20 protein-coding genes, 1 tRNA gene and 1 riboswitch are annotated in these 24,776 nt (G+C 67.9%); of the genes, 10 read left to right on the plus strand and 11 right to left on the minus strand.

All coding sequences use genetic code 11. From position 1 onward, the window contains the following. Positions 1-277: hypothetical protein (locus IEW15_RS26050; protein ID WP_229708339.1), on the plus strand; the 277-nt coding region annotated here is incomplete at its 5' end. A gap of 109 nt (positions 278-386) precedes the next feature. Here IEW15_RS26050 and folE read toward each other — a convergent pair. The 9 genes from folE to IEW15_RS19510 all read right to left on the minus strand — a co-directional run bounded on the left by folE (position 387) and on the right by IEW15_RS19510 (position 11,588). Beyond that, positions 387-1,034, minus strand: a complete 648-nt coding sequence (gene folE / locus IEW15_RS19470; RefSeq protein ID WP_229708342.1) for a GTP cyclohydrolase I FolE — start codon at positions 1,032-1,034, stop codon at positions 387-389. A 458-nt stretch (positions 1,035-1,492) separates the two neighbouring features. Next, positions 1,493-1,900 carry a Co2+/Mg2+ efflux protein ApaG gene (apaG, locus tag IEW15_RS19475; protein ID WP_188581043.1) on the minus strand — a complete coding sequence of 136 codons (408 nt, stop codon included), beginning with the start codon at positions 1,898-1,900 and terminating at the stop codon, positions 1,493-1,495. Between the two features lie 173 nt (positions 1,901-2,073). After that, positions 2,074-3,348 carry an O-succinylhomoserine sulfhydrylase gene (metZ, locus tag IEW15_RS19480; RefSeq protein ID WP_188581045.1) on the minus strand — a complete coding sequence of 425 codons (1,275 nt, stop codon included), beginning with the start codon at positions 3,346-3,348 and terminating at the stop codon, positions 2,074-2,076. Between the two features lie 57 nt (positions 3,349-3,405). Continuing rightward, positions 3,406-3,485, minus strand: a riboswitch (SAM riboswitch). 88 nt (positions 3,486-3,573) lie between these two features. Further along, positions 3,574-4,221: an ATP-binding cassette domain-containing protein gene (locus IEW15_RS19485; protein WP_188581047.1), complete on the minus strand. Its 648-nt coding sequence runs from the start codon at positions 4,219-4,221 to the stop codon at positions 3,574-3,576. Further along, positions 4,218-5,966, minus strand: a complete 1,749-nt coding sequence (locus IEW15_RS19490; protein WP_188581050.1) for an ABC transporter permease family protein — start codon at positions 5,964-5,966, stop codon at positions 4,218-4,220. Before IEW15_RS19490 ends, IEW15_RS19485 begins: the two co-directional genes overlap by 4 nt. 1 nt (position 5,967) lies before the next feature. After that, the gene (locus IEW15_RS19495) at positions 5,968-7,179 is read right to left on the minus strand and encodes an ABC transporter substrate-binding protein (RefSeq protein WP_372402875.1); all 1,212 of its coding nucleotides are present in this window, start codon (positions 7,177-7,179) and stop codon (positions 5,968-5,970) included. Positions 7,180-7,406: 227 nt separating this feature from the next. Continuing rightward, on the minus strand, positions 7,407-8,291 hold the full coding sequence (locus IEW15_RS19500; protein WP_188581053.1) for a hypothetical protein: 885 nt from the start codon (positions 8,289-8,291) through the stop codon (positions 7,407-7,409). Between the two features lie 40 nt (positions 8,292-8,331). Continuing rightward, entirely contained in the window at positions 8,332-10,467 is a 2,136-nt protein-coding gene (locus IEW15_RS19505; protein ID WP_188581055.1) for a type IV secretory system conjugative DNA transfer family protein, read from the minus strand. A gap of 206 nt (positions 10,468-10,673) precedes the next feature. Continuing rightward, positions 10,674-11,588 (minus strand): hypothetical protein, encoded by a 915-nt coding sequence (locus tag IEW15_RS19510; protein WP_188581057.1) that lies wholly within the window; start codon positions 11,586-11,588, stop codon positions 10,674-10,676. A gap of 167 nt (positions 11,589-11,755) precedes the next feature. On the opposite strand from IEW15_RS19510, the gene IEW15_RS19515 reads away from it, so the two are divergent. After that, positions 11,756-11,830 (plus strand) — tRNA-Gly (locus IEW15_RS19515). Between the two features lie 75 nt (positions 11,831-11,905). Here the strand turns inward: IEW15_RS19515 and IEW15_RS19520 are convergent. After that, complete coding sequence (locus tag IEW15_RS19520; protein ID WP_188581059.1) at positions 11,906-13,456, minus strand: isocitrate/isopropylmalate family dehydrogenase; 1,551 nt, start codon at positions 13,454-13,456, stop codon at positions 11,906-11,908. A 447-nt stretch (positions 13,457-13,903) separates the two neighbouring features. Between IEW15_RS19520 and IEW15_RS19525 the strand changes: the two genes are divergently transcribed. From IEW15_RS19525 to IEW15_RS19545, 5 genes are all read left to right on the plus strand, one after another. Beyond that, on the plus strand, positions 13,904-15,430 hold the full coding sequence (locus IEW15_RS19525) for an APC family permease (protein ID WP_188581061.1): 1,527 nt from the start codon (positions 13,904-13,906) through the stop codon (positions 15,428-15,430). A 137-nt stretch (positions 15,431-15,567) separates the two neighbouring features. Then, on the plus strand, positions 15,568-17,496 hold the full coding sequence (locus tag IEW15_RS19530; RefSeq protein WP_188581063.1) for a primary-amine oxidase: 1,929 nt from the start codon (positions 15,568-15,570) through the stop codon (positions 17,494-17,496). Positions 17,497-17,540: 44 nt separating this feature from the next. Then, a complete protein-coding gene (locus IEW15_RS19535) occupies positions 17,541-18,278 on the plus strand; it encodes a sulfite exporter TauE/SafE family protein (RefSeq protein WP_188581065.1) in 738 nt (245 codons plus the stop codon). A 175-nt stretch (positions 18,279-18,453) separates the two neighbouring features. Continuing rightward, positions 18,454-19,488: an AraC-like transcriptional regulator QhpR gene (gene qhpR / locus IEW15_RS19540; RefSeq protein ID WP_188581067.1), complete on the plus strand. Its 1,035-nt coding sequence runs from the start codon at positions 18,454-18,456 to the stop codon at positions 19,486-19,488. A gap of 96 nt (positions 19,489-19,584) precedes the next feature. Continuing rightward, the gene (locus IEW15_RS19545; protein WP_188581069.1) at positions 19,585-20,391 is read left to right on the plus strand and encodes an exodeoxyribonuclease III; all 807 of its coding nucleotides are present in this window, start codon (positions 19,585-19,587) and stop codon (positions 20,389-20,391) included. 50 nt (positions 20,392-20,441) lie between these two features. Here the strand turns inward: IEW15_RS19545 and IEW15_RS19550 are convergent, their stop codons facing one another. Beyond that, positions 20,442-22,883, minus strand: coding sequence for a transketolase (locus IEW15_RS19550; RefSeq protein WP_229708343.1), 2,442 nt, complete (start codon positions 22,881-22,883; stop codon positions 20,442-20,444). 120 nt (positions 22,884-23,003) lie between these two features. Between IEW15_RS19550 and IEW15_RS19555 the strand changes: the two genes are divergently transcribed. From IEW15_RS19555 to IEW15_RS19565, 3 genes are all read left to right on the plus strand, one after another. Further along, positions 23,004-23,483, plus strand: coding sequence for an Lrp/AsnC family transcriptional regulator (locus IEW15_RS19555; RefSeq protein WP_188581071.1), 480 nt, complete (start codon positions 23,004-23,006; stop codon positions 23,481-23,483). A 191-nt stretch (positions 23,484-23,674) separates the two neighbouring features. After that, the gene (locus IEW15_RS19560) at positions 23,675-24,349 is read left to right on the plus strand and encodes a hypothetical protein (protein WP_188581073.1); all 675 of its coding nucleotides are present in this window, start codon (positions 23,675-23,677) and stop codon (positions 24,347-24,349) included. Further along, positions 24,342-24,776: an RES domain-containing protein gene (locus IEW15_RS19565; RefSeq protein WP_188581075.1), complete on the plus strand. Its 435-nt coding sequence runs from the start codon at positions 24,342-24,344 to the stop codon at positions 24,774-24,776. The genes IEW15_RS19560 and IEW15_RS19565 overlap by 8 nt, the downstream gene beginning before the upstream one ends.

Consider the following 24,776-nt stretch of genomic DNA (forward strand, 5'->3'; position numbering starts at 1 on the left):
TCCCTCAGGTCCGCGATCATTGAATCGAACTCCTGACCGTTTGGGAATCCCCTATGAGTCAGGACTCACGAGATTTGGTATCACCTATCACCACACGGCCCTGGTGCTGAAATCGGAGCTGACGGCGGGCACGGTGGTGCTGCTGCCGCTCAGCGCCCCGTCCGGCTTCACCCTGGCGGTGGATGGCAGCCAGAACGTCACCGTGACCTCCACCGTCACCGGCGCGGCCGTCGCCAGCCGCGTGGTCGTGGTGCCGTTCGACGCCTCGACCCACTGATCCTGTCAGTTACGGACCCTGCCAGCCACGACACTGGCAGACAGAAGAAGGCCCCGCCGGCATTGTCGGCGGGGCCTTCTTCATGCTTCAGGATGTGTCGCCGCCGCGATCAGAACCCGGCGGGGTTGCCGATCAGAGTGAGGAATTCGCGGCGCAGCGTCGGGTTGTGGCGGAATTCGCCCAGCATGCGGCTGGTGACCATGCTGACGCCGGGCTTGTGAACGCCGCGAGTGCTCATGCACTGGTGTTCGGCCTCGATCACCACGCCAACACCCTTGGGCTTCAGCACCTCTTCGATCGCATTGGCGATCTGCGAGGTCAGCTTCTCCTGGATCTGCAGGCGCTTCGAAAACGCCTCGACCACGCGGGCAAGCTTCGAGATGCCGACCACACGGCTGCGCGGCAGATAGGCGACATGGGCGACGCCGATGATCGGCACCATGTGGTGCTCGCAATAGCTTTCGATCCGGATGCCGCGCAGCGCCACGACCTCGTCATAGCCGTCGGTTTCCTCGAAGGTCCGCTGCAGGATCTCGACCGGATCCTGCGCATAGCCCGCGAAGAATTCCTCATAAGACCGGACCACGCGATCGGGCGTGGACAGCAGGCCTTCGCGGTCGGGATCGTCGCCGGCCCAGCGGATCAGGGTCCGCACGGCGGCTTCGGCTTCGGCGCGGTCCGGCCGCGCCGCAGAGGTCGCGTCCGGGGTCTTCACCTGGCCGTCAAGTTTCACCGCCAGCACGTTTTCGCGTGTCATTGCTCAAGCAACTCCCAGGGTGCGGCCGGCTGGACACGTCGCCCGGCTGGCAAAAGCTGCGCGGGGCGTCGTGTCTGCGGCGGGCCGATCGTACGAAAGCTGTCAGTTTTACGTGGGCACCCGCCAGCCGGATCATCGGTGCGGACATGCCCTGGCAGCTCTCGTGATCACGCGGAACAGTTGGCCGCGATACGGCGGCCTCCCGGTCCGCGAACCGGTGGCAGGATGGGGCAATGCAACCAGAGATCGCCCTGCACCTGCCTGATGGAACTTCTACTATAGGTTTTGCCAGCTACCCCTGCAAGCCCGTCCACGGCGAAAATCGCGGACGACCGTGCGGCGCCCGGTGCCGGCTGTCCCTGCGTGCGCGCCCCAAAGGGGTTCAGACCAGATCTAGTCCATTCGGCGCGGATTGCCAGAGGCGGGCCCCTCATCCGGTTGCGACCGGGGGCCGGCGGTCAGTTTATCGTCTGGGCGGCATGGGGGCTGTCGAGCGAGAAACTCGGGATCTCGACCTCGAACATCTCGCCGGCGGCGCTCTCCATCTGATAGCTGCCGCCCATGATGCCCGACGGCGTGGCCAGCGGTGCGCCGCTGGTGTATTCGAAGCTCTCGCCCGGTGCCAGCACCGGCTGCTCGCCTACCACGCCCGGGCCGCGCACCTCCTGAAGCCGGCCCAGCGCATCGATGATCCGCCAGTGGCGGCTGCGCAACTGGACCGTGTCCGCGCCGTGATTCTCGATCCGGATGTGATAGGCGAAGACAAACTGCCCGTCTTCCGGCGATGACTGGTCGTCGACATAGAACGGACGCACCGCCACCATGATCGAGCGGGTTGTCGCGCTGTATTCGTGTTCCGCCGCCATCATCCCCACCTGCTCAATCGTCGCATCATGGCGACACCATACCGATGTCCCCACCCCGGCAAACCCGCCCGCATGCCGGCCTCGAAGGGTCTGCGAAGCCAATATTGCGACCAATGCAGCGGATTTCCAGTGCCGAGCGCAAGCCCTAATCGGCAGACGGGCCTCGCCAGCGGTTATGCGGCGTCGAGTGCGGCCCCCAGATCGGCCGCCAGATCCTCCACATCCTCAAGCCCCACCGACACCCTCACCAGCCCTTCGGTGATACCCACGGCGGCCCGCTGGTCGGCGGTCAGGCGCTGATGGGTGGTGGTGGCCGGGTGGGTGGCCAAGGTCTTGCTGTCACCCAGATTGTTCGAGATGTCGGCCACCTCCAGACGCTCAAGAAAGCGGAAAGCGGCGTCCTTGCCGCCGGCGAAATCCAGCGCCAGAACCGTGCCGCCACCCCGCATCTGCCGGCGTGCCAGGGCATGCTGGGGATGCGAGGCGAGGCCCGGATAGATCAGCCGCGTCAACGCCGGATGGTTTTCAAGCCGCCGGGCCAGCGCGGTGGCGGCCCGGGTCTGTTCCCGCACCCGCAGCGGCAGGGTTTCCAGCCCCTTCAGCAGCACCCAGGCGTTGAAGGCGCTCAAGGTCGGGCCGGTATGGCGCAGAAAATTGCGCAGCTCGCCATCGCAGAAGGCTTCGTCCGACAGGATGGCGCCGCCCAGAACCCGGCCCTGGCCGTCGATATGCTTGGTGGCGGAATAGACCACGACATGGGCGCCAAGCTGCAGCGGCTTCTGCAGGATCGGCGTGGCGAACACGTTGTCGACCACCAGCCTGGCGCCACAATCGCGTGCCACCGCCGCCACCGCCTGAAGGTCGATCAGTTCGAGCTGCGGGTTCGACGGGGTTTCCAGAAAGAACACCTTGGTGTTCGGCCGCACCGCCGCCGACCAGGCCGCGATGTCGTCGCCGCGCACGAAGCTGGTCTCGATGCCGAACCGGGGCAGCAATTCGGTCAGGATGTACTGGCACGATCCGAACAGCGCTTCGGCCGCGACCACATGGTCGCCCTGGCGGAGCTGGCAGACCAGGGCGGTCCACACCGCCGACATGCCCGATGCCGTGGCCCGGCAGGCCTCGGCACCTTCCAGCGCCGCCAGCCGGGTCTCGAAGGTGCGCACCGTGGGGTTGCCATAGCGGCTGTAGACGAAGCCGGGCTCCTCGCCCTTGAACCGGGCCTCGGCCCTGGCCGGGCTGTCATAGACATAGCCCGAATTCAGGAACAGCGCTTCCGATGTCTCGCCATGGGGGCTGCGGTCCAGCCCGCCGCGCACCGCCAGCGTCGCCTGCCGGCGGCCGGCGCCGGCCGCCGGCTTGTCGCCGCCACCCCGATCGCTCTCCCACAGCCCGTCATCGGCCGCACATTCGTCCTCGACGCCGTTCCGGCCCCCGTCTTCCCGCATGGTCACATGTCCGCATAAAAAAACCCGGCCTCTGGCCGGGTCGACGCACAATCCGTTCTGCGCCCGCTCCCGACCTTTTAGCAGCGAGATTTACGTGGTCCGCAAGCCGGCCGGCCCAAATCCCCACGGATGCGCCGACACAAGCCACACGTGCCCCGCGACATCAGGGCGCCACGATACGCCCGGGCGCGACCGGGGGTCAAGTCCTGAAGATATCAGCATCTTTCACCCATCCGCGGCCTGTAGATCCAGCACCGGCCCGCCGGCCGCCGCCGCCTCGTCCGGATCATGGGTCACGATCAGCGTCGGCACCGCCTCGGCGCGGATGCGGGCGAACACGGCCGTGCGCAGCCTGTGGGCCAGCGGCCGGTCCAGCCGCGCGAAGGGTTCGTCCATCAGAACCATGCGCGGGCGTGCCACGAGCATCCGCATCAGCGCCACCCGCGCCCGCTGCCCCCCCGACAGGGTCAGCGGGTCGCGACCACCCAGCCCGGCCAGGCCCGCCTCGGCCAGTGCCGCGTCGATCAAGGCCCGGCGCCTGGCCCGCGACAGCCCGGCGGGCAGGCCGAAGCCGATATTGGCGGCAACCGTCAGATGCGGGAACAGCAGATCATCCTGCATCATCAGCCCCACGCGCCGCGCCTCGGGCGGCAGGCCGTCGATGGCAGTACCATCCAGCCACACCCGGCCGGCCATGGTCACACCCGGCCCGGCAATACCGGCGATCACCGCCAGCAGGGTGGATTTACCCACGCCGGACGGCCCGACCACGGCGCCGATCACGCCTGCCGGCACCGTCAGATCCAGCGGGCCGATCAGCGGCCGGTCATGGATGCGCAGCGCCAGCCGGTCCAGCACCAGCCCGGCGGTCATTGCCGCACCGCCCGGGCCGGCGCGCGGATCAGGCTGGCCAGCAGGAAGCCGATGGCGGGCAGGGCGGTCATCAGCAGGGCTGCAGTCGATGCCGCCCGCCGGTCGATGCCGGATGCGGCGGCGACGGCTTCGGTGGCCAGCACCGGCAGCCGGCCACCGCCGATCATCAGCGCCGGCAGATATTGTGCCACACCGACCGCGAAGCCGATCGCGGCGGCAATCGCCATCGGCCGCGCGGTCAGCGGCAGCATCACCGCCACCCAGGCGCCGCCCGGCCCCCGGCCCAGGCTGCGCGCCAGCAGCCGCGGCCGGGGGTCGGTGCGGCGATAACTTTCGCGCAGCGCCAGAAACAGATAGGGGAACACATAGAGCAGATGGCACCACACTACGGCCACAACCGTGCCGTCCAGCCCCAGGCGCAGCGCCAAGGCGCGGATGCCGGCCAGAAATGCCGCCGGCGGCAGCAGCAGCGGCAGATAGACCAGCGCCTCCGCCGCCTGCGACAGCGAGCGGCCGGCCCCGGTTCCGCCGTCTGCACCCAAAGCCTCACGTTCCAGCACCAGCACCGCCAGCGGCAGGGCGATGGCCACCGGCAGCAGCCCCAGCCAGACCGTGCGGGCGATGACGCAGCCGAGCAGCGCCACGGTATCGGCCAGCCGGCCCGGTGCCCAGCGCATGGGCAGCAGATCGGGGAACCGCCAGCTTGCCGCCAGCGCCCAGATCACCAGGGTGGCAAGGCTGGCGGCCGCCAGCAGCAGCGCCAGACCGCCGACCAGCCCCGACAGGCCCGACAGCGCCGGCGCCACGGGCTGGCGTGGCCGTCGCACCAGCGGTGGATCGATGCGGGCCGGATGATCGCCGCGACCGCCCGCCAGCCAGAACCGCGCCAGCCGCTCACCCAGCCACCAGATGCCCACCGCCACCGCTGCCAGCGCCAGTTGCGCCAGGGCGGCGGCATGGCCGGCGGCGGCACGGGCGGGGTCGGCATCGAACAGCAGCGACAGGCTGCGCACGGCGAAGCTCGGCGGCAGGCTCGGCCCCAGCACCACAGCCATATCGACCGTGCCGATGCCATAGACCAGCACCGCCACCACCGGCCAGCGCAGCACCGGCCAGATCTGTGGCGCCACGATCCGCCACCACGCGCTGGCCGGGCGCCAGCCCAGACAGCGCGCGCGGGCCAGCACGGCGCCGGCACCCAGCCGCGCCTGTGCGGCCAGCAGCAGGGCCAGCAGGAACGGGGTTTCCTTGATCACCAGCCCCACGATCAGCGACAGCCCGAACCGGTCGCCGGGGACGGCCAGGTCCGGCGGCAGGGCGTCGCCACCACCACTGACGGCGCGGAAGATCAGCCCGGTGGGGGCGATCAGCAGTGCCAGCCCAACCGCCACCGCCGCATGGGGGGCCGCCACCATCACCAGGGCGGCGCGTTCGGCCATGCGGCCGAAGCCGGGCAGGGCGGCCAGGCCTGCGGCCATGCCGCCGGCCAGCAGCACCGACAGCAGGGTGGCGGCAAGCGCGGTCCACAGGCTGATCAGGGCCGCGTGCAGCATGCCGGGTTCGGTTGCAAGCACCTGCCATGCGGCGCCATCGGCAGCGGCCAGCCCGGTTGCCGCCAGCCCGCCCAGCAGCGGCACGGCCAGCAGCAGGATCACCGCGCCCGGTGCCGCCATCAGCGGCCAGGACGGGCGGATCACCGCCGCCGGGCGGAAGGCGGCCGGCCCGGCCGGGTTCGGGATCTGCATCTCAGCCGCCCAGATAGCGCCGCGCCCATTCGGCTTCCAGCCAGCCGGTCCAGTCAGGATGCGGTTCGGGCAGGGCCGGGCCCAGTTCGTCATCCGACGGCCATGCCGGACCCAGATCGATGGCGGCAAAGCGGGCGCGGCCGTCATCGCTCAACCGGTCCGCCGCCAGCACGGTCATGTCGCCCCACACCGCCGGGTCCAGCTTGGCGGCCTGGGCTGCCGGTGAAATCAGATGGTTGGCGGCCACCATCGCCGCTGCCTTGGCCGGAGCATTGCGCGGGATCGCCACGAAATGGGCATTGGCGATGCCGCCGCCCGACCAGCCGGCGACCCGGGCGGTGTCGGCCATCAGCCCGGCGGCGATCGCCGATGCCGCCTGTCCCGGATGGAAGGCGAAGCCCAGATCCACCGCCCGGTCGATCAGCAGTTGTTCATGCGCCGGGCCGCTTGGCGGATAGGCCTGTCCCTGGCGCCACAGTGATGGCCGCACGCGGTCGAGCCAGTCCCACAACGGGGCGGTGATCGCGGGCGCGCGGGCGGGGTCGACAGGTGCCGCCAGCGCGGCCCGGCCGGCATCGTCCAGCAGCATCACCAGCATCTGCTTCAGGAAGGTGGTGCCGATGAAATCCGGCGGCGCCGGATAAGTGAAGCGGCCGGGATGGGCGCCGATCCAGCCGGCCAGTCCCTTGGGGCCGCGCGGCGGCTGCGGGGTCACCGCCCGGTCATAGACCAGTGCGAATTGCGACAGGCCCCAGGGCACCTCGTAACCGTCGACCGGGATATGGCCGTCGGAGGTCAGCGCCGGGTTGGCGTCAAGGTCGATCGTCCGGGCATTGGGCAGCCGGTCCAGGAACGGGCCATACAGCAGGTCCGCCTGCCGCAGCGCCACGAAATTCTCGCCATTCACCCACAGCAGGTCGATCGAGCCGCCATCCTGAAGCCGGCCTGCCGCCGCCTCGGCGCGGATCCGGCCCACCGCTTCGGCGGTATCGGCCAGCTTCACCTGTTCAAGCGTGATCGCGCAGCACGCGGCCAGTTGCCGGCCGATATCGGCGATGAAGGTGTTGATCTTGGGGTCGCCGCCCCAGGCATTGAAGCGCACGGTCTGGCCGCGCGCCTCGGCGAGCACGGCATCCCAGGCCGCCGTGTCGTCGGCGGGCGCGCCGGCCGGCGCATCGGCTTCCGCCGCCCGCGCCACCGGTTGATGCACCATCAACCCCATCAGCAGCGCGGCTGCCGCCGACAGCAGCCATCCGCCCGTTCTCGCCACACCTGCCGTCATCGTGCCCGCTCCCCGGCCGCTCGTTTGCCTGATGGCCCCCACCATAAGCCGGAACCGGGTGTCTGCGGCAAATCACGAAAGCTTGAAGCCGGAATGGTCTGACCCCGGCTGTGCACAGGTCAGGGTTGCTACAGGTTGCGGGGTACGGGCCCCGGTGGTCAGCGCTGGCGGGCGGCGAGCATCAAGGCTTCCTGACGGGCAGCCGCCTCACGCTCGGCCTGTTCCATGGCTGCCCGCTGGCGTTCGGCCTCCTGGCGCTGCTCCAACATCTGTCGCTCGCGCTCGGCGGCTTTGTCCATTGCCGCGCGCAGTGCATCCGGGTCGCGCACATCGCCACGGGCGATGCGCGCTTCCTGCATTGCCCGCATCTCGTCGAGCTTGTGGTCCAGCACCTCTTGCTGCCGGGCATGATGTTCGGCGAGTTCCTGGTCCGGCCGGGGCGGGGCGGGAGGGTCGGCGTCCGGCCGGGCCAGAATGTCGTCGCGGTTCTGCTCGAACGTGTCGAGGCGCTCCACCAGCCGCGCATTCGCGGCCAGCACCTCGGGCGGCAGCGCGCCCGGCGCGTGGCCCAGCGCTTCGGCGGTCTCGATCAGTTTCGCGGTCGAGGCAGACTCGGCCCAGAGCGCCACCTCGCCAGGTGTGGGCAGGGCCTCGATCGTGGTCGACACCACCTGCATCGCGGTGGTGTCCAGATGCGCGGCCTGCTCGATCACATTTGACAGCGTCTCATGTCCAATCATGGCAAGCGGATCGGCTTCCCGTGCCGGCCCGTCGGCGGGGGGGATCCGTTCCTCCAGCCAGGCGGCCCGCTGCGGATCGGTCCGGGCGACATCCATCTCCAGTGCGGCGACCGCAGTCTCTGCCGCGATTTTCTCGTCGCGCAGCCGGTCGACCTCCGCGGCCCTGGCTGCGCGCCCGGCCTCGTCCGGCGCCAGATCGCGTGCCGTCTCGGCCTCGCGAAGCGCCTGTGCTGCGCGCTCGGCCTCGGCCAGCTTTTCCTGGTGAGCCTGCCAGACATCACGATACCCGGGATCCCAGGACATGCCGTTCTCCTTGTCGCCGGTCTGTTCAGATCCTGTCCATTCAGGCCACTGTTTCGCCTGACGGCGCCGTCGGCACGAAGGGGGCGGCACCCATGCGGTCGTGCAGGATCTCGTCCTTCCAGGCGAAATCCTTCCGTATCCGGGCGGGGCGGCTGCCCAGGCCAAAAACCACCATCTGCTCTCGGAAGGCGGGACCGGCCAGTTCCGCCGCCTCGACCACCCGGCGGCGCTGCCCGTCGACCAGACTGTCGGTATAGCCGATCTCTTCCGACAGGCGCTCGGCGAGGCCGTCGGCGCCGGTGGGATTCATATAGGCGCGCACCGCGCAGGCGCTCATCATGCCATCGGCATTCTTATAGGCTTCCTGCATCTGACCGACGCTCTGGGCGAACATCCACAACCTGAGCCCGTATTTGGCGCCGATATTCAGGGCCTCGTCGACCGGTGGCATGGTGCGCAGCCGCGGCAGTTCGTCGAGCATGAACAGGATCGGCGGCGAGCCGCGCGGCGGGACCGCGCCGGCGGTCAGCATGCGGATGTGCTGGCCGATGAAGACCCGCAGCAGCGACAGATAGGCGTCGACCTCGTTGGGACGCATATAGATATAGATTGTGGGATTGCCACCGCCGCGCAGGTCGAGCGGGCTCCAGTCCGAACGCGCGGTCACCCGCGAGATCCGCTCGCCTGCCCAGGCCCCCAGGCTGGAGCGCGCGGTCTGCAGCACGCTCGACAGCGTCTTCTCGTTCATGCCTTCGAAGGCGTTGGCATGCTGCATCATCACCCGCACGTCGACCGCCATGCGCAGGCCCATCAGCATGTTCTGCCAGGCCTCGCCGCCATAGACGATGTCGAGCACCGCATGCATCGGCCGGTTTTCGGGTGTGTTGGCATAGCAGATATGGGCGATGGCCGCGGTCAGCACGGTCCGCGCCTCGTTCTCCCAGAAGAGATCGCTTGCGTTCGACGGCACGATCATCATCTCGGCGAGGAGCTTTGAATCCTCCCAGATATAATCGGGCTGGCTGCGCACGAAACTGAGCGGATTGTAGCAATGGCTGCTCTCGGGTTCGAGCGGGCTGAATTTCCAGACCGGCCCGACATTCTCGGCCCGCCACCGGCTGGTGGTCTCGTAGATGTCGCCCGAGATGTCGAGCACAACGGCCGGACCCGTCCAGGTCAGCAGGTTCGGGAAGACGTGGCATTGGGTCTTGCCCGAGCGCGGCGGGGCGATGGTGATCATCGAGCCCTCGCCGGAATAGGTCAGCGGCTGGCCGTTGGGGAAGCTGCCGATATGCAGCACATGCGGCGACTGGGGCGCGAAGATGGTCTCGGTCACCTGTTCGGGCTTCAGCCAGCCCTGGCCGCCCGGCGCCAGACGATCCGACGCGTCTGCCACCACCTGGCCGAGTGCCGCGGGCAATGCACCGACCCGGCGCTTCTCGGTCAGATGATTGTTGATGGCCGACACCACCCGGTCGACGCTGCCACCCTTGTGCTCGATGGCAAAGGCGACAGGCCGTTCGGCGTCGATGTTCTGATACTGGCTGCGGCCACTTTCACCCTTGCCGTCGCCCCAGATCAGTGCCGTGCGCCAGAAGCGATAAAGGTCTTCCTCCCCGTCGGCGGCGCTGTTGAGCAGTTCGACGATCCGGAGGTATTCGCGCTCGCGGTTATCCATCACCGCCAGATTGCGCTTCACGCTGAAGCCGACGTAGTGGGTTGTTTTCTCCGGGCCGGACCATGTGTCCCAGGTGAGGAACTTCACCGCTTCGAGCGTTTCGGTGCGTTCGGCGAACATCGCCTCGATCCGTACCGCCCGGCTGTCGTGATTGGGGCCAAGTGCCGCCAGCCAGGCCCGGTTCGCCTCGATCTCATCCCGCGTCAACTGCTTCTCGCTCTTGTAGACCATCTTCCCGCCCTTGTCGGACTTTGAGAGGAAGATCGTGAGCAGTGCCAGGATGCCGAGCAGCGGCATGGCCAGAGACAGGAGGACGGAGACGATCAGGCGGATCCGGTAGGTGCGCAGGAAGACCGGCAGATAGGCTCCAAGGGACAGGGTTTCACGTGGCTTGCCGCCCTCGCTGTCGGTCATGCGATACCGGATCGCCAGAACCACCACCGCGCAGACGAGATAGAGAAGAAGTCCGCCGAACAGCCAGCCGATCAGCCAATCCATCATACCCCTCCTGATCCGATCCGTATCCGGGTCAACGATAAGGCATATTGTGCAGTCGCAACAAGTCGGTTTCATGAATAGAAACCGTATTCCGCGCCGTAATCTGGAAGGAATGTGAGGTGATACATCTCATTTCTGCGGGATCGGCGAACCAGGACGAAGCTGCGCCCGCCACCGTGTCAAGTTCCGTCCCGGATATCGGCAGATCAGTGCGTCGAGATGTGTTGCAGGTCTCGCCGCTGCCGGGGTTGTCGCGGTCTCAGGCCGGCTGTGCGCAGGTCAGGCTGGCCACATAGCGCAACATCAGCTCGCGGTTGGCGGCCCTGTGCCTCGACGGTGATGTCGAGATCCTGGCGCAGCGGCAGGCCGGTTTCCAGGTCATAGACATTGTCGGCGATGGCGCGGCTGTCCAGATAGTCATGACTGTCGAGGGCGACACCCGGGGCGCCCTCGGTGCGCTGGCGATAGCTGCCGCGGACCAGCACGCCGGGATGGCCGTCGACATCCACCATACCGATGACGCTGCGGTGGCTGTCGGCCGCGGCGGGCCTGCGCAGTGAGGCCCCGGCCCTGGGGGCGCCGGTGAAGATCCGGTCAAGCAGGGCGATCAGCAGCGGCGGTTCGGTCATCGCCATCCGCTGGCCGGCTTCAAGGGTGCGGCCATAGACGCCGTCGCCGCCCAGAAACGCCAGATGGGTGGCCGGCATCACCGCCGGGCTGATGCGCGGTGTGGCCGAGACCGCATCGGCCGGGGTCAGCACCGTCACCCGGCCCTCATCGGGCTGGATCATCGCGGTGGCGGTCTGGTCGTTCAGCGACACGGCCAGCGCGACGCGGCCATCGGGTTCGGGATGATAGGCCACACCCATCGGCGCCTGATCGATGGCAACCGAGCGGCCGATCTGCTGGTGGGTGTTCACGTCCAGATCGATCAGACAGTCGAGGGTCATGTCGTTTTCGGGAGCGGCCAGTCGCACAGCACCCGCCAGTGGCGTGATGTCGGCCGCGTCGGTCAGCCCGCCGTCGCCATCCGGTCGCCCGGCGCAGGCGGCGAGGCCCAAGGCAAGCATACAGGCGCCGATCCGGCGCGCGGACAAGGGTGGCACGGTCGATGACGGCATCGTCGTCGGATCTCCGGTCATGAGGCAGGGTCTGACATGTGATCCGGCCCATACACACGCCGCCGGCGCTGCGGGTCAAGAAAAACGAAACCGGCGGGCAGGGGCGAGGGTTCCGGCTGATCTGCGCGCTTGATCACCGCGCGGCGCCCGGCTATCTTCGGGCCATCGCGGGCGTAGTTCAGCGGTAGAACGTCAGCTTCCCAAGCTGAATGTCGTCGGTTCGATCCCGATCGCCCGCTCCAGTTTCCTGTGAAAACACCCCGCCAGGGCTACCCTGGCGGGGTGTTTTCGTCTGTATCGGCCAGAAGACCCGCCGTTCAGGCCTCGCCCTGGTCGCGGCTGAAGGCGTCGGCGCCATTGAACGCCGCCAGCTTTTCCACATGCATCCAGCGATAGCGCCGGCCGATCTGGCCGATCAGCGCCAGCGCCGCCGCATCGTCGAAGCCCTGGTCCGTCTCATGGGGGGCGGCCGCGTCGGACCGGCACAGGAAACGCGCGCGCCAATGCGGGGTCAGCTCGGTGCGCGCCGCGTCTCCCGGCCAGACGGCGGTGCCGCGATTGGACAGATGCTTCAGCCGGAAGGGCGTCGCCTCGGCCAGTGCTGTCAATTCGGCGCCAAGGGCCGCCGGATCGCCGTCCTCGACCTCGAAGAACAGATCGAAGCCGGTATCGGCGCGGGTCTCGACCACGAGTCGGTCGGGCAGGGGGGCCGGGCGGCCGGGCAGGGGCCGGGGGGCTGGCGCATCGGGGGTGGCGGCCGGCGTCACGACCGGCAACTCCGACATATCGATCCGCGCCAGATTGGCGGCCACCGCCTCGGCGAAGGCCATGGTCGAGGACGGCGCGACGCCACGGCCACGGGCAAGGTCGCCAGTCAGCACCCGGCCTTCGGTCAGGGTCAGGGCCAGCGCCGCCTCGATCCGCATGGCCTGTTCGGTCTCACCCAGATGGCGCAGCAGCATCAGCGCCGCCTGAAGAAAGGCGGTGGGGTTGGCGAGGCCGCGCCCGGCGATGTCGGGCGCCGATCCGTGCACCGCCTCGAACATCGCGGCATGGTCGCCGATATTGGCGCTGGCGGCCAGGCCAAGCCCGCCGACCAGGCCTGCGGCCAGATCCGACAGAATATCGCCGTTCATGTTGGTCATCACCGCGACATCGATCTGTTCCGGCGCCACCACCAGCTTGTGGGCGCAGGCATCGACGATCATGTCATCGGCGTTGATGTCGGGATAATCGCGGGCCACCGCCTCGACCGTGCGCTTGAACAGCCCCTCGGTCAGCTTCAGGATATTGGCCTTGTGCACGGCGGTCACCCGGCCGCGCCCCTCGCGCCGGGCCAGTTCAAAGGCCGCGCGCGCGATCTTGGCCGATCCGCGCCGGGTGATCAGCTTCAGCGCCTGGGCGGTGTCGGGAGTCTGCATATGCTCGATGCCGGCATACAGGTCTTCCACGTTCTCGCGCACGATCACCAGATCGATGCCGCGCCCCGAAAACGGCGTGGTCACCCCGGGCAGTTCCTTCACCGGCCGGATATTGGCATACATCTCGAACAGCTTGCGCAGTGTCACATTGGCGCTTTTGCCGCCATGGCCGACCGGGGTTTCCAGCGGCGCCTTCAGCACCAGCCGGGTCTGTTCGATCAGGGCGACCGTGTCGGCCGGAACACCGGTGCCGACACCGGCCGCGAACGCCCGCCCACCCGCCACCGCCGGCTGCCAGGCAATGGGCGCCGCTGCCGCATCGAGGATCAGCCGCACCGCCGCCGAAATCTCGGGGCCGATGCCGTCGCCCTCGATCAGCACCACGCTGTGGGTGACGGGGCGGGCAGGGCTGGCGGGCTTCACGGGCTCGGTGGTGACGGGCGACATGTCCGGGATCTCCAGAAAAGGTGAACGGGCCGGGTTGTGCGTGTGGCGGTGCTGTGCGGGCGGGGCGGCACGCGCCTGCGCGGCATTTGGGCAGACCATGAGGCTTTGTAAAGCCACTTCAAATGCGGTTTGACGTCGCGCCACCAAAGTTGGGGGGGCACAGCGCCAGGGGCGGCACTGAGTGTGAGGGCTACCAGCCGATATTGCAGTGCGGACGGTTACAAACCGTGGATCGGCCAGATGTCGTCCTGGATTCCCGATTGTCGTGCAGGGTCAAGTTGCGGTGCGGCATAGGGGGGAAGCTTGTCGTCATAAGGGTCGCGACAGCGGCCGGGCGCCGGGCTGGGGAGCCTGCCGCCCGCCCCCGTCGCACAACGACCCGTCCATGGGTGCGCAGGCCCCACCGGGGGAGCCGGAGGCCCGCGTACCGGACGACAAGGGGGTCTCATGTCCATCGCAACCGAAGCCGGCGCAGCCAAAACCGGCGGTGCCGGCACACCGGATGTCAGCGCCGTTGCGGCACCGGGCGGCCGCCTGCGCCGCGATGCCGTCGGCGTGCCGCATATCGTGTTCTTCGTGCTGGCCGCCGCCGCACCGCTGACCGCCGTGGTCGGCGCCTCGCCCGCGGCCTTCGCCTTCGGCAACGGCGCCGGTGTTGCCGGCACCTATCTGCTGGTAGGCGCGCTGTATCTGCTGTTCAGCGTGGGCTTCACCACCATGAACCGCTTCGTGGGCTCGGCGGGCGGATTCTATCCGTTCATCGCCCATGGCCTGGGCAAGCCCGTGGGGGTGGGCGGGGCACTGATCGCGCTCGCCACCTATAACGCCATCGACATCGCGGTCTATGGGCTGTTCGGCTTCTTCATGGCCGATATCGCCGCCCAGTCGGGCATCGCGGTGCCGTGGTGGGCGTTCGCGGGTGCGCTGGGCCTTGCGGTCTATGTCTGCGGGGTGCGCAAGATCGAATTCAGCGGCAAGCTGCTCGGCATCTGCATGCTCGCGGAAATCGCCATTCTGCTGGTGCTGGATCTGGCGATCGTGGCCGCCGGCATCGGTGGTGGTGGCGTGGCGGGCGGCGCGGTGCCCGAGGGGTTGACCATTGTGCCGTTCACGCCTTCGGCCATCTTCGCCGACGGTCTCGGCATCGGGCTGGTGTTCGTGGTCGCCTCGTTCATCGGCTTCGAGGCGACGGTGATCTTCGGCGAGGAAGCCCGCAACCCCAAGCGCACCATTCCCGTCGCCACCTATGTGGCGGTGATCGTGGTCGCCTGCTTCTATGCCTTCTCGACCTGGGCGATCACCCAGTATTACGGCCCCTCGGCGATCGCGGCCGTGTCGGCGGAACACACCGCCACCCTGTTCTTCGATGCCTCCGACGCGCTGCTCGGCCCATCGGTGACCCTGGTCATGAACGTGCTGCTGATCACCAGCCTGTTCGCCTGCGCGCTGTCGTTCCACAACACCATCAACCGCTATTTCTTCGCGATCGGCCGCGAGGGGCTGGCCTGGACGGGCCTTGCCGCCACCCATCGTGATCACCAGTCTCCTCATGTGGCGGGGAAGGTGCAGACCGGGCTGGCGCTGGGGGCGGTGGCGCTGTTCGCGTTGACCGGCCTCGACCCCTTCGCGATCGTCTTCGCCTGGATGAGCACCTTCGCCAGCATCGGCATTCTGGTGATCCAGATCCTGGTGTCGCTGGCGGTGCTGGGCTTCTTCCGCGCCGACAGCCGCGGCGTCGGCCTCTGGCACCGGCTGGTGGCGCCGGCGCTGGCGATGCTGGGCCTGGGCATCTGCCTGATCCTGGTGATCAGCAATGTCGAGCTGGTCAGCGGCTCGGATTCGATGATCGTGGCCGGTTTCCCGCTGATCATCGCCGCCATCGGTCTGGCGGGCGCCGGCATCGCGCTTCGCCTGCGCCACCGCCGCCCCGCAGTCTATCAGAGCATCGGCCGGGCCTTCGAGGAGGTCGCCTGACCTTCCCTCCCCACCCATACCCCCGCCTGCCCCCGCCCCCTGCCCTCCGTTTCCGTTACCCGCCCCCCGCTTCCGTTACCCGCCCCCCGCTTCCGTTACCCGCCCCCCGCTTCCGTTACCTGAAGGAGTTTCCCTCCATGGATTGCTGTCACGCTGACGCCCCCGCCGCGACGGCGCCGGTCATCACCCATCCGCTGGCGCCGCTGTCGCCGGCCGAGATCCTGAAGGCGGTCGCGGTGATCCGCGGCGAGGCGCGGCTGGCCGGCCTGTATTTCGAGACCATCGAGCTGAAAGAGCCCGACAAGGCCAGCCTGCGGGCCGGCGCGTCGGTGCCGCGTGAGGCGCGGGCCAATCTGTTTCATCCGGAACGGATCGGTGTGGTGCGGGTGGTGGTGGATCTCGATGCCGGCGCGCTGACCTCGGCGGTCGAGCTGCCCGATGCGCGGCCGATGATCCAGCTTGAACAGTTCATGGCGATCGAGGACATCGTGAAGGCCAGCCCCGATTTCATCGCGGCCTGTGCCAAGCGTGGCATCACCGACATGGCCATGGTCTGTGTCGATCCCTGGTCGGCGGGCAATTTCTCGGTACCGGGCGAGGAGGGGCGCCATCTCTGCCACACATTCGCGTGGCTGCGGCTGCGCGAGAACGAGAATTTCTATGCCCATCCGATCGAGGGCGTGAACGCGGTCGTCGATCTGAAGACCAGCGCGGTGATCCGGGTCGATGATTACGGCGTGGTGCCGGTGCCGATGACCGAGCACAATTACGAGACCGAATTCCGCGACAGCTTCCGCACCGGGCTGAAGCCGATCAATGTCGTGCAGCCCGAGGGGGTGAGCTTCACCCTGAACGGATCACGGCTGGTCTGGGACAAGTGGTCGCTGGTGGTGGGCTTCAATGCCCGCGAGGGGCTGACCTTGCACGACATCTCGTATGGCGGCCGGCCGATCGTGCATCGCGCCTCGCTGGTCGAGATGGTGGTGCCCTACGGCAGCCCCGATAACGGCCATTTCCGCAAGAACGTGTTCGATATCGGCGAGTATGGCATCGGCAAGCTGGCCAATTCGCTGAAGCTGGGCTGCGACTGCCTGGGCGCGATCGAATATCTGGACGCGCATCTGAACACCATGACCGGCGAGGTCATGACCATCGAGAAGGCGATCTGCATCCACGAGGAGGACAGCGGCCTGCTGTGGAAGCACTGGGATTTCCGCACCAACCGCGCCGAGGTGCGCCGCGCCCGCAAGCTGGTGGTGTCGTGCATCTGCACGGTGGGCAATTACGAATACGCGCTCTACTGGTATCTGCACATCGACGGCACGATCGAATTCGAGATGAAGGCGACCGGCATCATCAACACCGCCGCCTGCATCCCCGGCCAGCCACCGAAATATGGCCGCGAGGTGGCGCCGGGCGTGGTCGGCCACATCCACCAGCACATCTTCTGCGCCCGGCTGGACATGGCGGTGGATGGGGATGCCAACAGCATCGTCGAGTGCAACACCTATGCCGATGAGGAAGGCCCCGACAACCCCTATGGCAACGGCTTCTACGAGGCGGAAACCGTGCTGCGCACCGAGCTTGAGGCCTGCCGCCGCGCCAACCCGGCCAGCCATCGCTATTGGAAGATCATCAACCCCGACAAGACCAATCATGCCGGCACGCCGGTTGCCTATAAGCTGGACGCGCCGAATTGCGTGACACCCTTCGTGCGGCCGAATTCGCCATCGGGCCAGCGCGCCGGCTTTGTGCAGAACCATGTCTGGGTCACCGCCTATGACCCGGAAGAACGCTATCCGGCCGGCGAGTACATGAACCATTCCACCGGCGCCGGCGGCATCGTTGATTTCGTGGCCCAGGACCGGCCGGTCGAGAACACCGACATCGTGCTGTGGCATGTCTTCGGCCTGCACCATCCCGTGCGGGTGGAGGATTTCCCCGTCCAGCCCTGCGTGATGACCGGCTTCAAGCTGATGCCGGCCGGGTTCTTCAACGGCAACCCGTGCCTGGATCTGCCGCCGGAGGTGAATGCCGCGAGCTGCTGCGCCAACGCCGCCGGCTGAGACGGCGGGCAGGGGGGCGGTGAACCAGGCCGGGAGGGGCGCCGATGTCGACCATGCCGACCTTCATGGGCGGGCTGCTGCTGGGTTTGGCCGGCAGCCTGCATTGCGCGGGGATCTGCGGCGGCATCGCCTCGGCGACGCTGATCGCCGCCGATCCTGGCGGCACCGCCCGCGCCCGCGCCGGGGCCTTGATGCAGATCCAGCTTGGCCGCGCCGCCACCTATACCCTGGCCGGTGGCGCGGTCGGCGCCGGATCGGGGGCGCTGGCCGGGCTGCTGGATCTGGCGGGCGCCAATCAACTGCTGCGGGTGCTGGCCGCCGCCAACCTGCTGTGGGTGGGGGCGGCGCTGGCCGGCATCGGCGCGGGGCCGCGGCTGTTCGATGGCTGGGCGCGGGCGATCGGCCGGTTGACCAGCCAGCTCACCGGACAATATGCGCGGCCCCTTGGCCGGGGCGGCGGCGGCTTCGCCATGGGCGCGATCTGGGGGTTGATGCCCTGCGGCATGGTCTATGCCGCACTGCTGACCGCCCTGCTGTCGGGCAGCACGGCCGGAGGGGCGCTGGTCATGGCCGGTTTCGCGCTCGGCACCATGCCGGCGGTGGCTGGCAGCGCCTATGGAATTGCCGCACTGGCCGGGCATGGCCGGAGGGTGGGGCATCCGCGCAGGGGCGGATTGCATGCCGGCCATCTGCGCGTGGGGCTGGGTGTCGCCATTGCCGCGATCGGTGCCGTGACACTGCTGGTGCCGGCACCGCTGCTCGCGGAAATATGCCTGTTTTGAGTGCAGATTTGCCGCTATGGTGATCGCTGCATAAAATAAATGCATTTTATCTGAGGTGATCGGCCGCGGACCGGCGGCTTTGCGGGCCTCAAGTATTGGCACAAAATTTGCCTTGTGATCCGCATCCTGAACAAGAACGGCCAAGAAAAATTCCGTTCTGACAAGGGTCCGGGTCATGATCTCATCCCATCAATTCGGCACCATCACCACGGGTGCCATTTACGGCCTGCATGCGGTTATCAAGTCGAAGGGCGGTCGTCCGGAAGATGTGTTCGCGCGCATCGGCCTGTCGGGCGATCCCGATTGCGGGGTGCAGCCGGTTCTGCCGCTGGCCAGCTTCACGGCCACCCTGGAGGCGGCGGCGTCCGAGGTTGGCAGTTCCACCTTCGGGCTCGATTTCGGCCGGGCCTTCGACATCCGCCGGCTGGGCGGCATCGGCGAGGTGTTCCATTGCGACCAGACCGTGGGTGCGGCACTGGAGAAATTCTGCCGCTATCTGCCCACGGCCCAGGACAACAGCCGGGCGGTGTGCGCCGTCTCGGGCGATCTGGCGCGGGTCAGCTATGAGATCGAGGATCCGACGGTGCATGAGCGGGTCCAGGATGCCAATTTCACCCTGGCGCTGAAGCATGACGTGCTGAAATGGCTATTGGGGCCGCGATTTTCCGCAAGCTGGGTGGAGTTCCGCCATCAGCCCGATGGTGACGCGGCCGATTACCGGCATCATTTCGGCTGCCCGGTGCGCTTCGGTGCCGGCGGCAATGCGCTGGTGTTTCCGGCGCGCTGGCTGGAGACCCCCATCGCCACCGCCGATCCGCGCGCCTGCCATCAGGTGGTGGCGCGGCTGGCCGACGATCTGGCGACCCGCACCGCGCGGATCGATTTCACCGGCGGCATCGAGGCCTGGATCACCGAGGCGATGTGCCGCGCCGCCCCGATCGAGCTTGAGCATGTCGCCGCCGACCTGGGGATGAGCGCCCGCACCCTGCAACGCCGGCTGGATCAGTGCGGGGTGAGTTTCGCCGATCTGCGCAACACCGTCCGCCGGCGGCTGGCGGTGGTGATGCTGACCGAGACCGCCATGCCGGTGACCCTGATCGCCCTGCATCTGGGCTATAGCGAGACCAGCGCGTTCACCCGCGCCTTCAAGGCGATGACCGGTCGCGCGCCGCTGGCCTTCCGCAACGAGGCGGGGGCTGGCGCCGGCTGACTGTTGGCCGCGCTCACTCTTCTCTTGTCTCTGGCAGTCGCGCCCGCGAAGATCGCGGCCCGGCCGCTGGATGATCTTTGAGAGGATGTGCCCCCGATGACCGACCGTCTGCGCCTCGTCACCTGGAACATCAATTCGCTGCGCCTGCGCTTGGGCCTGCTCGGCCGCGTGGTCGAAGAGGCCCGCCCCGATGTGGTCTGCCTTCAGGAAACCAAGGTCGACGACGCCAACTTCCCGATGGAGGCGGTGCGGGCGCTGGGCTTCGAGCATGTGCTTTACCGGGGCGACAAGGGCTATAACGGTGTCGCGATCCTGTCGAAGCGGCCGATCGAGCCCGCCGGCCACCGCTTCTGGGGCGGGGTGGAGGATGCCCGCCACATCTCGGCGCGGCTGGCCGACGGCATGGTGGTGCATAATTTCTATGTCCCGGCGGGTGGCGACATCCCCGATCCCGCGCTGAACGTGAAATTCGCCCACAAGCTGCGCTTCCTGGACGATCTGACCGACTGGGGCGCCACGGTTGCCGGCGACACCACGCCGCGGGTGATGGTGGGTGACCTGAACATCGCGCCGCTGGAAACCGATGTCTGGAGCCATAAGCAGTTGCTGAAGGTGGTCAGCCACACGCCGGTCGAGGTGGACAAGCTGGCGCGGGTTCAGGCGGCCGGCGCCTGGACCGATGTCGTGCGCCAGGTGATCACGCCCGACATCAAGCTGTATTCCTGGTGGTCCTATCGCGCCCGCGACTGGGCGGCGGCCGATCGCGGGCGCCGGCTGGACCATATCTGGACCGATGGCGGGCTGGCGCCACGCGTGCGCGGCGCCAGCGTGCTGAAGGACGCCCGTGGCTGGACCCAGCCATCAGATCATGTGCCGGTGATGGTCGACATCGATCCGGCCTGATGAGGGCGGGGGGTGGCAAGACGGGCGGGTGACGACGGAAGGGTGGCGGCTCAGCCGCGCCGCCGCCGGCCCCGGGTGAAGCGCCGCGCCGCCGCGGCGATGCCCTGGGCGTCGATGCCGTAATGGGCATAAAGATCCTCGACCGTGCCGGTCTGGCCGAAATGGTCGACACCCAGCGCCGCGACCCGATGGCCGTTGACCCCGCCCAGCCAGGCCAGCGTCGCCGGATGGCCGTCGATGACGGTGACGATCCCGGCATGGTCGGGCACCTGATCGAGCAGGCGCTCAACCGGTGAGACGGCGTCCATCGCTCCCTCCGCCCGGGCCCCCTCCGCCCGGGCCTTTTCCGCCGCGAGCCAGCCGGCATGCAGCCGGTCGGCCGAGGTGACGGCCAGCACCGCGACATTGCGCCGGGCACCGCCGATCAGCCCGGCCGCCGCCACCGCCTCGGTCATCGCCACGCCCTGGCAGGCGATGACCACCTCGCAGCCCGGCTCCGGCGCCTTCAGCCAATAGCCGCCGGTGATGATGGCATCGGCAAGCGCGGGCGTCATCGCGCGGCGTGGCTGGTCGACCGGCCGGGTGGAGAGCCGCAGATAGACGGCGCCACCGGCGGCATCGGGCAGGAAGCTGACCGGATCGGGGGTCTTGGCGCCGGTGCGCTGCATATGGCTGAAGCCCCAGTCGATGATCACCGCCAACTCGTCGGCGAAGGCCGGCTCGAACGAGGCGAGCCCGTCCTGGCTCATGCCGATCAGCGGCTGGGCGATCGACTGATGCGCGCCCCCCTCGCCGGCCAGTGACACGCCGGACGGGGTGGCGACCACCATGAAGCGGGCATCCTGATAGCAGGCATAATTCAGCGCATCCAGCCCGCGTGAGATGAACGGGTCGTACAGCGTGCCCACCGGCAGCAGGCGCTCGCCGAACAACTCGTGGGCCAGGCCGGCGGCGCCCAGCAGCAGGAACAGGTTCATCTCGGCGATGCCCAGCTCGATATGCTGGCCCTGGGGGGAGAAATGCCATTTCTGGGCGCTGGGGATGCGCTGGCGCTGGAAGATGTCGGCGATCTCGTCGGCGGCGAACAGCGCGCGGCGGTTCACCCAGCCGCCCAGATTGGTCGAGACCGTGACATCGGGCGAGGTGGTGACGATGCGCCGGGCCAGATCGGTGTCGGTCTTGGCGATCGCGTCCATGATCCGCCCGAAGGCGGTCTGGGTGGAGGTGGTCGCCTGTGTGGAGGCGCCACCAACCGCCTGCGGCCCGATCGCCGCCACCGGTGCGGCGCTCAGCCGCCGACTGGCGCCAGTATTGAACGGCACCCGGTCGAGGAAAGCGCGCAACACCGCCTCGTCGATGCCCAGCCCCTCGAACGGTGCCCATTCATGGCCGGCGCGCACGCCCATGGCATCGCGCAGCGCATGGATCTGCGCTTCCGTCATCTGGCCGGAATGGTTGTCCTTGTGGCCGGCCAGCGGCGTGCCCCAGCCCTTGACGGTATAGGCGATGAACACGGTCGGCCGGTCGTCGTCGATGCCGTGGAAGGCGTCGAGCAGGCTTTCCAGGCAGTGGCCGCCCAGATTGGCCATCAGATCGGCCAGTTCGGCGTCGTCGCGGCGCGCGATCAGCGCGCTGACATCGCCCTGGTCGCCCAGATCATCCTGCAACCGCGCGCGCCACGCCGCACCGCCCTGATACATCAGCGCCGAATACAGGCCGTTGGGGCAGGCATCGATCCAGGCGCGCAGCCGCTCGCCGCCGGGCTCGGCAAAGGCGGCGCGCTGGCGGGCGCCGTATTTGATCGTCACCACCCGCCAGTCGAAGGCCTTGAAGATCGCGGCGATCCGGTCATAGAGCCCCTCGCGGACCACGCCGTCCAGGCTCTGGCGGTTATAGTCGATCACCCACCAGGTGTTGCGCAGGCCCTGCTTCCAGCCTTCCAGCAGGCATTCATAAACATTGCCCTCATCCAGCTCGGCATCGCCGACCAGGGCGATCATCCGGCCTTCGGGCATGTCGGGCCGCGCCCAGGATTTGGCGCGGATATAGTCCTGCACGATCGACGCGAAGGCAGTGAAGGCCACGCCCAGCCCGACCGATCCGGTCGAAATGTCGACATCATCGGTGTCCTTGGTGCGCGACGGATAGGACTGCGCGCCGCCGAGGCCCCGGAATGCCTTCAGCTTGTCGAGCGTCTGGCGGCCGAACAGATACTGGATGGCATGAAACACCGGCGCGGCATGGGGCTTCACCGCCACCCGGTCTTCCGGGCGCAGCACATCGAAATAGAGTGCCGTCATGATCGCGGTCATCGAGGCCGAGGACGACTGATGCCCGCCCACCTTCACACCCGACGCGTTCGGCCGGATGTGGTTCGCGTGGTGGATCATCCAGTTCGACAGCCACAACGCCTTGCGGCTGAGCGCATCGAGCATCGCCAGATGAGTGTCGTCGCGCGTCTCGCCCGCCATCCGGGCAGCGATCCTGGTCATGCGGTCTCTCCCGTCATCGTCCGGAAGCCTTATTCTGCACCCGGGCGCGCGCCGGTTCTTGCCTATTTTTGGCTCGATACCCACACTGCACGCAGTTATCTGTCAGGAAAGGGCATCCGTATGGCGATATCCACCAAACCGGATCTGGACCCGATCGACCGCCGCATCCTGAAGGCCCTGCAGGAAGACGGCCGGATGACCGCCCAGGCCCTGGCCGAACGCGTCGGCCTGTCGCCATCGCCCTGCCTGCGCCGCATCCGCCTGCTGGAAGAGGCGGGGGTGATCACCGGCTATGCGGCGCTGGTCAACCAGAACAGCGTCGGCCTGCCGGTCTCGGTGTTCATCTCGATCAAGCTGGAACGCCAGCGCGCCCCCGAACTCGACGCCTTCGCCCGCGCGATCACCGCCTGGCCCGAGGTGATGGAATGCTACCTGATGACCGGCGCCCGCGACTTCCTGCTCCGCGTGGTCTGCGCCGACCTCGCCGCCTATGAAGCCTTCCTCCGCGACCGCCTGACCAAGCTGGACGGGGTTGGCTCGATTGAATCGAGCTTCGCGCTGGGGCAGGTGAAGTATTCGCGGGTGTTGCCGTTGGGGTGAGGGGGGGGCGCAGCAGCCGTCATGCTGCTTATCCGGCGTATCGCCCGGGCAGGGAGTGTGAGCCGCAGCCGGTTTGATGGATATGTCTGGTTGGCACCCCATGGCCGTCGGTGAGGTCGCGGGTTCAGATTGATGGGTTATCAAGGATATGATAGAAGTTAATAACTTGAATATCTCATCAGGAGAGCATCATGAGCGTTGTCGCAGAACATGCGGGTGTCTCGACCCTGATCGGAACCCCCAAGGACGTGCAGGCTCGGCTGGGCCGGTCGCATGCCGACCATGTGCTGGTGCTGACCTTCGATCATATCAAGCCAACCGCCTTCGAGGCGCTGGCGGAGAACGTCACCAACGTCGCATCTTTGATGTTCGGGGCACTGTTGGAGCGCCATGACCGCGAATCGCTGGAACGTCTGGTCGAGGTGCTGGTGCCGCGCAGACCTCCATCCCCTCGGCTGCTCAAGGAAGCGGCCATGCTGGTGCAGGCCCGCAAGGCGGTACTGGAGAGCGGCGACTGGCTGACTGCCGCCGAGGTCGCCCAACTGGCGGGGCTGAGTACCCGCAATCCCAGCGCGCAGCCCAACAAGTGGAAGAAGCAGGGACTGATTTTCGCCATCTCCCATAACGGGGTCGATTACTTCCCCGGTTACGGCCTGGACCGCGAAGCGGGCTTCCGGCCGCTCAAGGCGATGGCCAAGGTGATCGACGCTTTCGCCGGGCACAAGGACGGCTGGGGCATGGCCTACTGGTTCCGCTCCGACAACAGCTTTCTGGGCGGTAAGCGCCCGCAGGATCTGCTGGCGACGGCGCCGGAGCGGGTGATCGAGGCGGCGCTGGACGACGTGTCAGAGGTCGCGCATGGCTAGCAGGCGCGGCGTCAGGTCGCCCGCGCCCGCCAAACCTGCCGACGAGGCCACGTCCGCGACGCCGGTGCCGCCGGAGAGCCTGCACGCCACGCTGACGGAACTGCCCGAGGGGCAGGTTCTGCACCGCGTGCATCAGGATCAGTACCGCGCGGATCAGTTCAACCCCGGCATGCGGGGCAATGCCCGTTTCAGTCCGATTCAGGATGACCAGGGCCAGCCGATTCCCACATTGTACGGCGGCACGACAATGGACTGTGCGCTGATGGAGACGGTTTTTCACGACGTGCCCCATACGGCCGGCTTGAAGACTTTCGACAAGGGCAAGCTGGCCGGGCAGGTGCATTCGACCGTCGAGGTCGCGCGGTTGCTGCGAGTGATCGATCTGGCCGAGCGGATCGGTGTGTACATCGTTCCCGGCAAAAGCTGA

It is taken from the genome of Tistrella bauzanensis, from assembly GCF_014636235.1.
Classification (GTDB): Bacteria; Pseudomonadota; Alphaproteobacteria; order Tistrellales; family Tistrellaceae; genus Tistrella; species Tistrella bauzanensis.